Source organism: Candidatus Methylomirabilota bacterium (genome assembly GCA_035709005.1).
In the GTDB taxonomy this organism is placed as follows: domain Bacteria; phylum Methylomirabilota; class Methylomirabilia; order Rokubacteriales; family CSP1-6; genus 40CM-4-69-5.
This window is the reverse complement of record DASTFB010000109.1, coordinates 1-14742: the sequence shown is the minus strand read 5'-3', so window position 1 is coordinate 14742 and position 14742 is coordinate 1. Positions and strand designations below refer to the sequence as shown.

The 14742-nt window shown below is 71.2% G+C and carries 11 protein-coding genes; 4 read left to right on the top strand and 7 right to left on the bottom strand.

Annotated features, from left to right (window positions below):
- Position 1: 1 nt before the first annotated feature.
- Genes VFR64_20085 through VFR64_20075 form a run of 3 tightly spaced genes read left to right on the top strand, consistent with a single transcriptional unit; the run spans position 2 to position 3430 of the window.
- A complete protein-coding gene (locus VFR64_20085) occupies positions 2 to 943 on the top strand; it encodes a branched-chain amino acid ABC transporter permease (protein ID HET9492036.1) in 942 nt (313 codons plus the stop codon).
- The gene (locus tag VFR64_20080) at positions 940 to 2745 is read left to right on the top strand and encodes an ATP-binding cassette domain-containing protein (GenBank protein HET9492035.1); all 1806 of its coding nucleotides are present in this window, start codon (positions 940 to 942) and stop codon (positions 2743 to 2745) included. Before VFR64_20085 ends, VFR64_20080 begins: the two co-directional genes overlap by 4 nt.
- Positions 2723 to 3430 carry an ABC transporter ATP-binding protein gene (locus VFR64_20075; GenBank protein HET9492034.1) on the top strand — a complete coding sequence of 236 codons (708 nt, stop codon included), beginning with the start codon at positions 2723 to 2725 and terminating at the stop codon, positions 3428 to 3430. The genes VFR64_20080 and VFR64_20075 overlap by 23 nt, the downstream gene beginning before the upstream one ends.
- 84 nt (positions 3431 to 3514) lie before the next feature.
- On the opposite strand, the gene VFR64_20070 is transcribed toward VFR64_20075, so the two are convergent.
- The gene (locus tag VFR64_20070; protein ID HET9492033.1) at positions 3515 to 4726 is read right to left on the bottom strand and encodes an amidohydrolase family protein; all 1212 of its coding nucleotides are present in this window, start codon (positions 4724 to 4726) and stop codon (positions 3515 to 3517) included.
- A 155-nt stretch (positions 4727 to 4881) separates the two neighbouring features.
- Between VFR64_20070 and VFR64_20065 the strand changes: the two genes are divergently transcribed.
- A complete protein-coding gene (locus VFR64_20065) occupies positions 4882 to 8256 on the top strand; it encodes an adenylate/guanylate cyclase domain-containing protein (GenBank protein HET9492032.1) in 3375 nt (1124 codons plus the stop codon).
- 23 nt (positions 8257 to 8279) lie between these two features.
- On the opposite strand, the gene VFR64_20060 is transcribed toward VFR64_20065, so the two are convergent.
- From VFR64_20060 to VFR64_20035, 6 genes are read right to left on the bottom strand one after another with little or no spacing between them, the layout of a single operon-like run.
- Positions 8280 to 9263, bottom strand: coding sequence for a tripartite tricarboxylate transporter substrate binding protein (locus VFR64_20060; GenBank protein HET9492031.1), 984 nt, complete (start codon positions 9261 to 9263; stop codon positions 8280 to 8282).
- The gene (locus VFR64_20055) at positions 9260 to 10261 is read right to left on the bottom strand and encodes a TIGR03619 family F420-dependent LLM class oxidoreductase (protein HET9492030.1); all 1002 of its coding nucleotides are present in this window, start codon (positions 10259 to 10261) and stop codon (positions 9260 to 9262) included. Before VFR64_20055 ends, VFR64_20060 begins: the two co-directional genes overlap by 4 nt.
- A gap of 16 nt (positions 10262 to 10277) precedes the next feature.
- Complete coding sequence (locus tag VFR64_20050; GenBank protein ID HET9492029.1) at positions 10278 to 11246, bottom strand: LLM class flavin-dependent oxidoreductase; 969 nt, start codon at positions 11244 to 11246, stop codon at positions 10278 to 10280.
- A gap of 52 nt (positions 11247 to 11298) precedes the next feature.
- Positions 11299 to 12489, bottom strand: a complete 1191-nt coding sequence (locus VFR64_20045) for a Xaa-Pro peptidase family protein (GenBank protein ID HET9492028.1) — start codon at positions 12487 to 12489, stop codon at positions 11299 to 11301.
- Positions 12490 to 12528: 39 nt separating this feature from the next.
- Positions 12529 to 14055 (bottom strand): tripartite tricarboxylate transporter permease, encoded by a 1527-nt coding sequence (locus VFR64_20040; protein ID HET9492027.1) that lies wholly within the window; start codon positions 14053 to 14055, stop codon positions 12529 to 12531.
- Positions 14043 to 14522, bottom strand: a complete 480-nt coding sequence (locus VFR64_20035; GenBank protein ID HET9492026.1) for a tripartite tricarboxylate transporter TctB family protein — start codon at positions 14520 to 14522, stop codon at positions 14043 to 14045. Before VFR64_20035 ends, VFR64_20040 begins: the two co-directional genes overlap by 13 nt.
- Between the last annotated feature and the right edge of the window lie 220 nt (positions 14523 to 14742).

Here is a 14742-nt window from a genome sequence, read left to right as displayed (position 1 = left end):
CGTGGACGCCTTTTACTGGGTGCTCGTGGATTTCTTCCAGGCGCTGGTGGCCGGCCTGCTGGTCGGTGGCACCTATGGCCTGATGTGCGTGGGCCTCGGCCTGATCTTCGGCGTCATGCGCGTCATCAATTTCGCGCACGGCGACTTCATGATGCTCGGGATGTACGCGGCCTACTACCTGGTCACCGGCGTCGGCGTCCTGACCTTCCTGGGGCCGTACGCCGCCCCCGTCGTCGGCGCGGTCCTGGCCGGCCCGATCGTCTTCGCCGTCGGATGGCTGGTGCACCGCTATCTGGTGTCGAGCGTGACCGGCGCCCGCGTGGTCACGGCGGAAGCCGAAGGCCATTACGCCCAGATCATCCTCACCCTGGGGGTGGCGCTGGTCCTCGCCAACGGCGGCCTCATCCTGTTCGGCTCCATGCCGATCTCGGTGCAGACCCCGCTGTCCCGCGAGTCCTGGGAGATCGGGGCCGTCTTCCTCAATCAGGCGCGGACCGTGGGCTTCGTGCTGGCGGTCGCCTTCGCCATCGCGCTGTACCTCTTCCTCACGCGATCCCAGCTGGGCAAGGCCCTGCGCGCCGCGGCCGACAATCCGATCGCGGCCGCCTACGTCGGCGTGGACGTCGATCGCGCGCACAGCCTGGCCTTCGGGCTGGGGGTCGGGATCACCGCCGTGGCGGGTGGTCTCCTGGCCATCTCCCAGTCCTTTCAGCCCTACATCGGCCTCGACTTCGTGATCGTCATGTACGCCGGCGTGGTGCTCGGCGGCATGGGCTCGATCTTCGGCGCCTTCTGGGGCGGGCTCACGATCGGTCTCGTCCAGCAGATGTCGACCCTGATCCTGCCGTACCAGTTGCAGAACACGGCGATCTTCGTCGTCTTCCTGCTCATCATCTTCTTCCGTCCCCGCGGCATGTTCGGCCGCGTCTGGGAGCGGACGTGACGAGGCCGGCGAGGCGCGGCCTGATCCGACAATATGCGCTGATCGCCGCCTTCGCGGCCGCCTATCTGCTGATCGGTCTCACCGTCACCAACTCCTACTATCAGTTGATGATGACCCTGGTCCTGGTCTGGGCGGCCATGGGCCTCAGCTGGAACATGCTGAGCGGCTACAGTGGCATGATCTCGTTCGGCCACGCCGGGTTCTTCGGCCTGGGGGCCTACACGGTGACGATCGCGTTCGTCGTGTTCGGCGTGTCGCCCTGGGTCGGCATCCCGGCCGGAGTGCTCGTGGGCATGCTGGCCGGCATCGCCATCGGGATCCCCACGTTCCGCCTGCGCGGTCACTACTTCGCCCTGTCCATGCTGGCCTACCCGCTGGCCATGCTGTACGTGTTCGAGTGGCTCGGCTATCAAGAAGTGTCGCTGCCGATGAAACGCGAGTCGCCGGCCCTCTACCTGCAGTTCGCCGATCCGCGCGTCTATATGGCCCTTGCCCTCGTCCTGGTGGTGATCGGCATGGCGGTGTCGCTGCACGTGGAACGCTCCCGCTTCGGCCTGGCCCTGCTCGCCATCAAGCAGAACGAGCCCGCGGCGGAAGCCGCGGGGATCGATGCCTGGGGCTGGAAGATGCGCGCCATGGCGTTGAGCGCGGCGATGGCGGCGGCGGCCGGGGGGCTCTACGCGGTCGTGCTCCTGGTCGTCACTCCCCCGACGGTCTTCGGCATGCTGGTGTCGGCCCAGGCGCTCATCGTCACGCTGTTCGGTGGCGTGGGAGTCTTCTGGGGGCCGATCATCGGGGCCACGGTGCTGGTGCCGCTCGCCGAGACCCTGCACGCCGAGCTCGGGCACATCATTCCCGGCATCCAGGGGGTGGTGTACGGCTTCGCCATCATCGCCATCATCCTCCTGGCCCCCGACGGGATCTACTGGCGGATCCGCGATCGTGTCGTGGCGGGCCGGGCGGAGTCGCGGCCGGCGTGGACGGAGCCCCCCCCGGCGCCGGTCGAGCCGCCCCTGACGGCGCGTGGCGGTGGCGGGCCGGCACAGCGGGCCGGGCAGGCGGTCCTCCGGCTGGAGGGCGTTGTGCGCCGGTTCGGTGGCCTCCGGGCCGTCGACGGCGTCACCGTGACCATCCAGGAAGGCGCGATCCACGGGATCATCGGGCCCAACGGCGCCGGCAAGACGACGCTGTTCAACGTCGTCAACGGATTCCTCGCCGCCGATGCCGGCAGCATCCGGTACCGCGGCCGGGAGCTCGTGGGGCTGACGCCGCATGACATCTGCGCCCAGGGCGTGGGACGCACGTTCCAGGTGGCGCGCGCCTTCTCGCGCATGACCGTGCTGCAGAACGTGATCGTCGGCGCCTACGTCGGCGCCGCCACCGACGCGGAGGCCGAGCGGCTGGCCAACGAGGCGTTGGCCCGCGTCGGACTGGCCGGCGCCCAGGCCGAGGCGATCGCCAGCGGCCTGACGACCAGGCAGCTCCGGCTGATGGAGCTGGCGCGGGCGCTGGCGCCCCGCCCGCGCCTGCTCCTGCTCGACGAGACGCTGGCCGGCCTGGGCCCGACCGAGCTCGAGGACGTGTTGACCATCATCCGGCGGGTGAACCGCGATGGCGTCACGATCGTCATCATCGAGCACACGATGCACGCCATGGTGAAGCTCGCGGACGTCTTCACCGTGCTCGACCACGGCAAGCTGATCGCCGAGGGCCCGCCAGCCGAGGTGGTCATGAATCCGGCGGTGATCGAAGCGTATCTCGGCAAGAAGTGGATGGAGCGTGCTCGAGATCCGATCGCTTAGCGTCGCCTACGGGGGCCTGCGGGCCTTGACCGACGTCTCGCTCGACGTGGAGGAGGGCGAGTTCGTGGCCGTGGTCGGACCCAACGGCGCCGGCAAGTCGACCCTGTTCAAGACGATATCGGGGACGGTGGCGCCGGTGGCGGGAGAGATCGTCTATCGGGGCCGCAACCTCCTGGCGCTCCCGCCGGCCGAGCGCGCCCAGCTCGGCATCGCCCACGTCCCCGAAGGGCGCCAGGTCTTCGCCTCCATGACGGTCATGGAAAATCTGGAGATGGGCGCCTACACCCGCAACGGCCGGGCCCGGTGGGCGGCAGCGCTGCCGACGATCCTGGAACTGTTCCCCGTCCTGGCCGAACGCGCCGGCCAGCTCGCCGGCACGCTGTCCGGCGGCGAGCAGCAGATGCTCGCCATCGGACGGGGGCTCGCGTCCGCGCCGGTACTGCTGATGCTCGACGAGCCCTCCATGGGGCTGGCGCCCACGGTGGTGGACGCGATCTTCGAGCGGATCCGCCTCGTGCATCGTCATCACGGCCTGACCGTCCTGCTGGTCGAGCAGCGCGTGGTGGAGGCTCTGGAGGCCTGCGATCGCGGCTACGTCCTGGAAACGGGACGGGTGGCCCTGAGCGGCTCGCGCGACACGCTGATGACGGATCCACGCGTGCGCCGCGCCTATCTGGGGATGTAAGGCTGGCCGGTCTCGATCGCCCCCAGGCCATGGCCGGAGCGGCCATCAGTCTCCACCGCGCTCGCGACGAATCCTCCCGGGTCCTCAGTCACGCCACGGTGTGGAGGCCAGGCGAAAGAAGCGGGCGGCGTTCTGCCACATCAGTTTCTGTGTGGCCGGCTCGCCCAGTGTTCGCCGCCAGTCGATGACCGTGTCGGCATGGTCGGGAAAGATGGTTTCGGGGTGCGGATAGTCGGACTCGAACATGAGCACGTGATCGCCGATGAGCTCGGTCACCGCGCGCGTCATCTCCACGCCCTCGGAGAAGTCGATGCCGCAGAAGACCCGTCCCATCCGCGCGTACTCCAGGGGCGTGTGCGCGAGCTTGGGTGAGACCGAGCCCCGGACGTACTCGATCTGTCTGGTCAGGCGGAGCAGCCAGTGGGGGAGCCAACCATGGCCGCATTCGAGCGTGCCGATCCGCAGTCGAGGATGGCGGTCGAGCACGCCTGCCATGAGCATGAACGAGAGAAACCGCTGGCCGCCCCAGGTCTGGCCCGCGCAGCGGCCCATGGCCGGGTTGTCCCAGACGTCACGATAGCCGGGGAAGTACGGCGTCTCGATGGTGAAGCCGTGGTACATGATGGGCAGATCCGCGTCGTTGGCTGCCACCCAGATCGGTTCGAGGTCGGGATCGTCGATCGGCAGTCCCTCGGGCAGCAGAGGCCACACGGCGGCCACCCACTCCTCGTCGGCCAGGTCTTGGATCACCTGAGCGCCCCACGCCGGATCGGCGGCCGGGACCAGCACCATGCTCTTCAATCGGCGAGGGTCCGCCGCGCAGTAGTCGGCCATGTACCGGTGATAGGCACCGTAGAGACCCTTGACCAGTGGCGGCGGCAGCGCGGGGGCGCCGTAGGCCCAGGGACCGGGGATGATGAAATCGATATCGCGTCCCTCGGTGTCCATGTCCGCGAGGCGGCCGCGGGCGTTGTCCTCGGCAACCCGGGTGGTGATGGGTTTTCGCGTGACCATCTGGGTCCGTCCCGAGAGGAAGCCGCGATCGCCTTCGGGACCGGTCGGAGCGCTCGGCTTCTCGCCAGCCACCCGCTGATACCGGAGCTGCTTGATGGACAGCAGGCTGCTCTCATCCTGATCTTCCGCATCGCCCCGGCCGAGGCCCGGCTTGACCTTCCGCACATACGGGCGAAGCTCGTCCAGGCGGTCCCGGAGGGGTTGGTCGGCGTACCGTAGCAGCACGTCGAGCGACGGGTTGACGTGCGTGTCCGAATCGATCACCCGGAGCCCCTGTCTCATCGTTTCCTCCAGCCTCGTCCGTGCATCATGGAACGCCGGCACGGCTTCGGGCAAGTGCCTCCAGCACCGCCACGGGTATCGCTCTCCCGAAGCGCTTGACTTCGGCCGCCGGGGGCGCGATCGTGCGCGCCTTAGCTGCGCCCCTGGAGATGCCTATGGAAGGCTCCTGTCCACGGTGTGGCCACGCGAACCCGGCAGGCCAGAAGTTCTGCGGGGAGTGCGGGGCCCGGCTCGCCGCCCGTTGCCCGAGCTGCGGCACCGTCAGCCCGCCGGGCCAGAAGTTCTGTGGCGAGTGTGGGAGCGCGATCGTCGCTGCGGATGCCGCGGCCCGTTTCGGGTCGCCGCAGAGCTACACGCCGCGACATCTGGCCGAGCGCATCCTGACCTCCAAGACCGCCGTCGAGGGCGAGCGCAAGCAGGTCACCGTCCTCTTCGCCGACATGAAGGGGTCCACCGAGCTGCTCGCCGACCGCGACCCGGAGGAGGCGCGGAAGATCCTCGATCCCGTGCTCGAGCGGATGATGGAGGCGGTGCATCGCTACGAGGGCACCGTGAACCAGGTCATGGGCGACGGGATCATGGCCCTCTTCGGCGCGCCCCTGGCCCACGAGGACCATGCGGTGCGGGCCTGCTACGCGGCGCTCCGCATGCACGAGACGATCCGCCGCTACGCCGAGGAGGTGCGGCGCACCCACGGCGTCGAGGTGCAGATCCGCGTCGGTCTGAACTCGGGCGACGTGGTGGTCCGCTCGGTGGGGAACGACCTCCACATGGACTACACCGCCGTTGGGCAGACCACGCATCTGGCCGCGCGCATGGAGCAGCTCGCGCCGGCGGCCACCACGCGGCTCACCGCCGAGACGTTGCGCCTGGCCGAGGAGTTCGTGCAGGTCCGGCCGCTCGGGCCGATCCCCGTCAAGGGCCTCGCCGCGCCGGTCGAGGTGTTCGAGCTCACGGGCGCCGCTGCCGTCCGGACCCGCCTGCAGGCGGCGCGGGCCCGCGGCTTCAGCCGCTTCGTGGGTCGCGACGCCGAGATGGACCAGATCCGGCAGGCCGCCGCCCAGGCCCGGCAGGGACGGGGCCAGCTCGTCGCGGTCGTCGGCGAGGCGGGCGTGGGCAAGTCACGGCTCTTCTACGAGTTCCTCCACTCGCACCACGTGCCGGCCGGTGGCTGGCGCGTGCTCGAGGCGAGCTCGGTGTCCTATGGCAAGGCCACGCCGTTCCTCCCGGTGGCCGAGCTGCTGCGCGGCTACTTCCACATCGACGACCGGGACGACCTGCGCGCCATCCGCGCGAAGGTGACGGGCACGCTCCTCACCCTGGATCGGGCGCTCGAGGACACGGTGCCGGCGATGCTGTGGATTCTCGACGTCCCCGAGCCCGGGCAGGCGTTTCTCGCGCTGGAGCCGCCCCAGCGCCGCCGGCGCGCCCTGGAGAGCGTCAAGCGGGTGCTGCTGCGCGAGAGCCAGGTGCAGCCCCTGCTGCTCGTCTTCGAGGATCTGCACTGGATCGACGCCGAGACCCAGGCCGTGCTCGACAGCCTGGCCGAGAGCCTGGGCAGCGCGCCCGTCCTCCTCGCCGTCAACTATCGGCCGGAGTACCGTCACGGCTGGGGCAGCAAGACCTACTACCGCCAGCTCCGCATCGACCCCCTGCCGCCGGAGAGCGCGGATGCATTGCTGCGCACCCTGCTCGGCGCCGACCCGTCCACCGCCCCCCTGGCCCCGCTGCTCATCACGCGGACGGAGGGCAACCCGCTCTTCCTGGAGGAGAGCGTGCGGACGCTCGTGGAGACGGGCGCGCTGGTGGGGGAGGCCGGCGCCTACCGCCTGGCGCGCCCGGCGGCGACTATCCAGGTGCCGGCGACCGTGCAGGCCATCCTCGCCGCGCGCATCGATCGCCTGCGACCCGAGCTCAAGCGCCTCCTTCAGGCCGCCGCCGTCGTGGGCAAAGACGTGCCGGTGGCCCTGCTCACCACCGTCGCCGAGATGGCAGAGGACGCGCTGGACGCGGCCCTCGACGAGCTGCAGACGGCGGAGCTGCTCTACGAGGCGCGACTATTTCCCGACCTCGAGTACACCTTCAAGCACGCCCTCACCCACGAGGTCGCCTACGGCGGCGTGCTGCAGGAGCGGCGCCGGGCCCTGCACGCCACGATCCTCGAGACCCTCGAGCGACTCTATGCCGACCGTCTCGGCGAACACGCCGAGTTGCTTGCGCATCACGCCGAGCGAGCCGCCATCCCCGACAAAGCCGTTCGCTATCTACGCGAGGCTGGGACGAAGGCGGTCGCGCGCTCCGCGAACCGGGAGGCCATCGAGTTCCTGGAGCGCGCCCTGGCCCTCCTGGCCGAGCTTCCCGAGACCCGGGAGACGCTGTCCGCCGCCCTCGACGTGCGGATCGCTCTGGGCGCCCCGCTCATCGCGATGCACGGGCCACCGTCGCCGCCGGTGGAGACGTCGTACCGGGCCGCCCTCGCGCTGGTGGACCGGCTGGACGATGCGTCCCGCCGCTTTCCCGTCCTGTGGGGGCTCTGGTATGTCCAGTTCACCCGGGCCGCCTACCCATCCGCCCTCGAGGCCGGCGAGCGATTGCTCGACATCGCCCGTCGGGGGACGGACGTGGGACAACTCCTCGAGGCCCACCACACGCTGTGGCCGACGCTGGTGTCGATGGGGGAAGTGCGCCGGGCCCTGCCCCACCTGGAGCGCGGCATCGCCCTGTACGACCGCGAGCGCCACGGCTCCTTCGCTTCGCTGTACGGCGGCCATGATCCGGGCACCTGCTGTCGCTACCACCTGGCCCTGGGCCACTGGAGCCTCGGGTACCCCGAGCGCGCCCTGGCCGCGGCGCACGAGGCGTCGCGCCTGGCGGATGCGCTGGGCCACGCGATGACCTCCACCATGACGCTGAACTTCGTGACCGCGATCCTCCATCTGCGCGGCGATCGACTGGCCGCCCTCGCGGCCGGTGATCGGTGCACGGCCATCATCGACACGCACGGCTTCCGCGCCCGCGCCATCGATCACGCGGTACTCATGCATGCCGCCCGCGGCGATCGCCCCGACGTGGCGACGCTGGACGTGCTGCAGCGCGAGCGGGCGGCCCAGGGGTTCATGCGGACCTGGCGTTACGTGATGAGCGGGTGCATCATCGCCTCGTTGTACGGTGAGGCCGATGCCCCCGCGCAGGGGCTGCAGGCGCTGGCCGCGCAGGGGGACCCCGAGAACTGCGGGCTCTACAGCGCCGAGGTCAGCCGGGTGGAAGGCGAGCTGCGGCGGCGTCTCGCCCCCCGGGCCCCCGATGACGCCGCGCGCTGCTTTCAGCGCGCCGTCGAGCTCGCGCGCCGTCAGGAGCTCAAGTCGCTGGAGCTACGCGCGGCGACGAGCCTCGCCCGCCTGTGGCGCGACGAGGGCCGGCATCAGGATGCCCGGCACGCGCTCGCCGACGTCTACGGCTGGTTCACCGAGGGTTTCGACACCCAGGATCTCCGTACGGCCAAGGCGCTGCTGGACGAGCTCGGAGCGTAGCCTACCCGGCTGCGCCAACCCGGCTACTCCTTCGGCAGCTTCAGCTTCTCGATGACCTTGGCCACACCGGCGGTCTCGCTCTCGAGCAGCTTCCGCGTCGCGGCCGGGTCGCGGTAGTCCAGGTGCATCCCCGCCTTCTGGAGGCCGGCGGCCAGCGCCGGGTCCTTGGCCGCCTGGGCGAGGGCTTTCACCAGCGTGTCGACGATGGGTTGGGGCGTCCGCGCCGGGACAAAAAGGCCGAGCCAGATGTTCAGCGAAGCGTCGGGGAAGCCCTTCTCGGCCATGGTCGGGACGTTGGGAAGATCCTTCAGCCGAGTCGGCGACGTCGTCACCAGCGCCACCAGGTCGCCGGAGCGAATGAGCGGCGAGAGCGAGCCGAAGCCGCTGGTGGCGATGCCCACGTGGCCACCCATGATGGCCGTCTTGACCGGACCCGTGCCCTGGAACGGCACGTGGACGAGATCGAGGCCGTAGGCCATCTTGAACATCTCCATCGTGAAGAACGAGACGGTGCCGTAGCCGGCGGAGCCGTAGTTGAGCTTGCCGGGATTCTTCTTCGCGTACTCCACGAACTCGTCCAGGGTCTTGGCCGGCGAGGTGTTGCGCACGGTGATGACGCCGAGGTCGGCCGCGAAGGCGCCGAGCGGCGTGAAATCGGAGGGCTTGTACGGCAGCTTCTTGAGCTGCGGGGCGATCGTCTGCACGGAGTTGGTGGAGGAGTACACCGTGTGACCGTCGGGCTTGGCCTTGGCGGCGTAGTCGGCGCCGACCGCGCCGCCGCCGCCAGGCTTGTTCACCACCACGACGGGCTGCTTGAGGATCGAGGACAGCAGCGGAGCGAGGACGCGGGCGCCGCTGTCGGCCGGACCGCCGGCCGGGAAGGATACGACCAGCTCCACCTCGCGCGTAGGGTAGTCGGCGGCGCCGACGCCGTCGGCGGCCAGGCCGGCCAGGGTGGACAGCGCGGCGACGACGACGAGAGCACGGATCACGGACGAAGGCCTCATGGTTTCCTCCCTGTGAAGATGCGGACGACGTCGCGGGCGAACCACTCCATCTGCTCGAGCATCTCGGTGACCGAGTCGTGGGGGAACTGCAGCGCGCAAAGGTGATCGACGCCGGCCCCGGCGAGGACGGGAAGCATGTCGAGCAGGCTGGACGGGCTGCCGATCAGATTGTTGGCTTCGGCCAGCGCCGGATCGCGGCCGGTGTGCGCGAGCGAGCGGCGGTGCTGGACCATGCCCGTCTTCCGGTAGCGGGCGGCGGCCTCCTCCGGAGTCCGGCCGAGCATGACGGTGAACTGCACGGCGGCCTCGATCGCCTTCGGGTCGCGGCCGGCCTCGGCGGCCAGCCGGCGAAGCAGCGCCGTGCGCTGTCGGATCTCGTCGAAGGGGCGCCAGCCGGGCAGCCAGCCCTGGCCGAGCCGCGCGGCGCGGGCGACCGCCTGCTCGTTGTGGCCGCCCACGTAGATCGGCAGCGGCTCCTGCACCGGCTTGGGGAACATCTCCACGCGCTCGAACGCCACGTGCCGGCCGGCGTACGAGGCCTCGCGCTCGGTGAAGAGCGCGCGCAGCGCGGCGAGCCCCTCGTCGAGCAGGTCGCCCCGCCGCACGTCGCGCCGCCGCGGCCACTGGGCCTCGAACTCCTCGCGGTAGGCGCCGAGGCCGACGCCGAGGATGACGCGTCCGCCCGTCATGCGGTCCAGCGTGGCCACCTGCTTGGCCAGCAGCACGGGGTCGCGCAGCGGCAGCACGATGACGGCCGTGCCGAGGTGCACGCGCCGCGTGTGGGCGCCGACCGTGGCCAGGGTGACGAGCACCTCGTAGAAGTTGGGCGGTACGCTCCAGTGCTCGCGGACGTAGGGCGCGGCCGTGACGTGGTCGTTGCCCCACACGCCGTCGTAGCCGAGCCGCTCGGCGGCCTGCGCCAACCGGACGAGGTCGGCGGGCGCCGTCGCGAAGGGGATGGGGTTCACGAGTCCCTCGGTGCACGTGGGCAGCTGCACGCTCACCCGCATCGTGTCAGGTCTCGCCATCGAGCGCGGCGGCCGCGCTCCGCCGCGTCTCCTCGGGTTCGTAGAGGCCGGCGAGCACGATCTCGTCCAGGCCGGCGGCGCGGTAGGCGGCGAGGCGGGCGCGCATCTCCTGCGGCGTGCCGCAGGCGGTGTGACGCCGCACGGTCTCGTCGGTGACGAGCGCCTCGACGGCGGCCCAGTCTTCCCGCGCGAGCGCCTCGCGCACGGCCGGCTGGTCGAGCTTGGCGCCCGCCAGCTCCAGGTTTCTCGCATGGTGGGGCGCGCGGAGCGTGATGGCGAGCTGGCGCCGGAAGCGGCCGAGCGCGTCGGCCGGGCGGTCCGCGGCCGTCGCATAGACCAGTCCCGCGCAGACCAGGCGGCGGCCGCGGGCGCCCCGCTCGACGTGCTCCAGGCACCAGCGCACGAACTCCACCGACGAGGCCGTGGACAGAACGACGCCGTCGGCGATCCGTCCCGCCAGCTCCAGCGAGCGCGGGTGCGAGGCGGCGAGAAACACGGGGATCGCGTGCCGACCGGTCCCCATCCGACGGCCGCGGAGCCGTACCAGCTCGCCGGCGTACCTGGCGGGCTCGCCGGAGAGCAGCAGGCGGACAGCCTCGACGGCTTCCGCGAGCATGCGCAGCGGCCGACGGGGCTCCACGCCGGCGTCGGCGAGATCGCCGGGCGCGCCCGTGCCCAGGCAGAGCACGACGCGGCCCGGCGCCAGCTCGTCGAGGGTGGCCGCCGCCATGGCGATGTGCACGGGATGCACGGCGTGGGGGCTCACGGCCATCAACGCCACGCGCGGCGTTTGCGTGGCCTCCAGCACGAGGGCGGCCATCGTGAAGGGGTCGCGGAGGAACAGGTGGCTCGACATCCACAACGTGCTGGCGCCCGCCATCTCCGCCGCGCGCGCCTGCTCCTGCAGGACGTCGAGCGGGTTGCGACCGTCGAAAGCGACGCCGAGCGAGGCCACCCTTACCGGCCGGGGCGGCCGGCGTCGCCGGGGATCGTCGGGCCCGCGGCGCTCACAGGATGCGTAGCTCGTTGCCGAGCGTCATGAGGGGCTCGGCGCCGTGCGCGCGCACGACGAGCGTGTTCTCCAGCTGCAACCCCGCCCAGCCCAGCTCGTAGTAGGGCGTCTCGACGCACAGAACCATCCCCTCCTCGATGACCTCGTCGGATGTCGGGGCGAGGTCGGGGGCGTCGTAGTTGTTGATGCCGATGCCGTGGCCCACGTGGCCGCGCTCGTAGTGGGGGATGCCCTCGCGGCGCACGGTGTCCATGGCCAGCCGGAAGATCTCCGCCGTGCGCACGCCGGGCTTGATGGCCTCGATCGCGCGCTCGGCGCCGGCGCGAAGGGCGGCGTAGTAGCGCCGGGCGCGCTCGCCGGGGTCGCCCAGGGCGGCGATGCGGGCGATGTCGGACCGGTACCACTTGAACCGCACGCCGCCGTCGAACCGGATCACCTCGCCGGAGGCGAGACGGCGCTCGCCCGCCTGGCAGTTCGACAGCGCGCTGCGCGGGCCGCTGCCGATGCACATCGAGGTCACGGGCACGCCGCCCTCGGTGACGACCGTCCGGTCGAACTCGGCGATGAGCTCGCGCTCGGGCACGCCGGGCCGGGCCCGGCGGAGCGCGGCCAGGATGCCCTGCTCGGTCACGCGCACGGCGCCGCGCAGGCGCTCGATCTCCTCGGGCGTCTTGAGCGTGCGGACCTGCCGGAACACGCGGGCGCCGGGCACGATCTCCGCCCCCGGCAGGTCGCGGCGAACGCGCTCGAGGAGCGCGGGCTGGATGCCCGTCTCCTCGATCGCGATGCGGCCGCGATCGAGCTTGCGGTCGCGGAGCGCGGCCACGAGCGCCGCGGCCGCGTCGCCGTAATCGGGTGCGCCGAGGAGCGCCGCGTAGCGGCGGTCGAGGTCCGAGAGCGCAGGGCCGTCCGTCTTCGTGGCGAAGAAGCCGTAGCGGTACGCCTCGGTGACCCAGGCCTCGCCGTCGACGACCAGATCGAGGTTGCCCGACCCGGCGACGACGCACGGCGAGCCGGCGCTGGCGGCGGGAATCACCGCATACACCTGGGGTCCGCCCGGGCGGGCCCAGTGCGACATGACCCAGTAGCCGGAGGCATAGGTGACGTTGTCGGGCGAGGTCGCGACCAGCGCGTCCAGGGCCTGGTCCGCCATGATGCGTCGAGCGCGCGGCTGGTTGAAGAGCATTCAGTCTCCCGAGACGACCCTGAGGATGCCCGCCGAACTCTAGCCCGCCGAGGCCGACCGGGTCAAGGCGAGGACGCTCCGGACGCGGCCGACGGCGGCGGGGGCGATCATGATCGCGAGGGCCAGGGCGATGAGCAAGCCGGCGACCGGCCGCTCGACGAGGATGGCGAAGCTGCCCCGCGACATGAGCAGCGACTGGCGGATCGATTCCTCGGCCAGCCGGCCGAGCACGAAGGCGAGGACGAGCGGCGCTGGCTCGTAGGCGAGCCGACGCATGGCGTAGCCCACCGCGCCGAACACCAGCATCACGACGACGTCCCAGATGTTCTCGGCGACGCCGTACACGCCGACGACGGAGAAGAGCAGGATCAGCGGGAAGAGGATCGCGTAGGGCACCCGCAGCAGCTGCACCCACAGCCCGATCAGCGGCAGGTTCAGCACGAGCAGCATGACATTGCCGACGTACATGCTGGCGACGACGCCCCAGAAGAGGCTCGGGTGCTCGGCGATGAGCAGGGGCCCAGGCTGGACTCCCTGGATCAGGAAGGCGCCGAGGAGAACGGCCATCACCACGTTGGGCGCGATGCCGAGCGTCAGCAGCGGGATGATCGCGCCGCCGGTGGCGGCGTTGTTGGCGGCCTCCGGGCCGGCCACGCCCTCGATGACGCCCGTGCCGAACCGTTCGGGGTGCTTCGACACGCGCTTCTCCACGGCGTACGAGATGAAGGTCGGGATGATCGAGCCGATGCCCGGCAAGATCCCCAGGAAGAAGCCCAGCACGCTCCCGCGGGCGATGGGGCCGGCCGACGCCTTCCAGTCGGGCCACGACGGCAGCAGGCCCCGGATCCGGGGCCGGAAGACCTCCGGCCTGATCCCCTCCTCGATGTTCACCAGCACCTCGGCGACGCCGAAGAGTCCCATGATCATGGGGACGAGCCCGATGCCGTCGGAGAGCGCGAGCGTGTCGAAGGTGAAGCGCGGCGTCGCCGTGATGGGGTCGAGGCCGATGGTGCCGAGGAACAGGCCGAGCAGGGCCATGGCCACGGCTTTCAGCCGGGAGCCGCTCGAGAGCCAGGTGACCATCGTGAAGCCGATGAGGAGGAGGGCGAAGATCTCCGGCGGGCCGAAGTTGAGCGCCACCCGGGCCAGCGGCGGCGCCAGCAGCATGATGCCGACGACGCTGAAGGTGCCGGCGAGGAACGAACCGAACGCGGCGATGCCGAGGGCGGCGCCGGCGCGGCCCTGCCGCGCCATCCGATAGCCGTCGAGACAGGTGATGACCGAGGCGGCCTCGCCGGGAATGTTCACGAGGATCGACGTGGTCGAGCCGCCGTACATGGCTCCGTAGTAGATGCCGGCCAGCATGATGATCGCCGCCGTCGGGGACATCGCGAACGTGACCGGCAGGAGCAGCGACATCGTGGCCACCGGGCCGATACCGGGCAGCACGCCGATCAGCGTGCCGACGAAGACTCCCAGGAAGCAGGCGAGCAGGTTGCCGGGCTCCACCGCGACGCCGAAACCGAAGGCGACGGCATCGAACACGAGCGCGCTCAGAAGCCCCACGGGCCGACGGGCAGCCGCACGCCCAGCCAGACGCGGAAGAGCAGGTGGCTCGCCATGACCGTCGCCCCGGCGCCGCCGAGCGCCACCGCCCAGCGCTGCGGCTCGATGGCGCGGAAGAGGAACGCGAGGAACAGAAAGGTGGCCACGCCGAACCCGAGCGCGGTGAGGGCCCACGCGTAGACGAACAGGGCGGCGAAGGTGGCCCCGGCGCGCGTCAGCCCTCGGCGCGAGGGACCGGCCGCCCGGGCCTCGGCGTCCGGCGACCGCAGCGAGCGCACGAGGATGGCGGCGGAGACCACCGTGAGCCCGATGGCCAGGCACAACGGGAAGAAGCCGGCGCCGGGCCGCGTGATGCTGCCGAACGGTAGTGGCCGGGCCGCCACGATGGCCGCGATCCCGAACGCGGTGAGCACCGCGGCCGCCCACCGCTGTCCGGGGGGCGTCGGCCGAGCGTCGGCAGGAGTCACCGGCCAGCCGTGCGGGCCTCGGCCACGTTCAAAGGAAACGCAATGGCACCGACCGGACCCGTGGTGAGCACCTATCCGGTCTCGATCGCCCCCAGCGTGCAGAGCTCGTCGATCCGCTCCGGCGCGTAGCCCAGGATCTCGGTGAGGACCTTGTGCGTGTGCTCACCGACCCGGTAGGGCGCGGGGCCGCGCGGGCCGGGCGCCTGCCCGTCGACCCGGA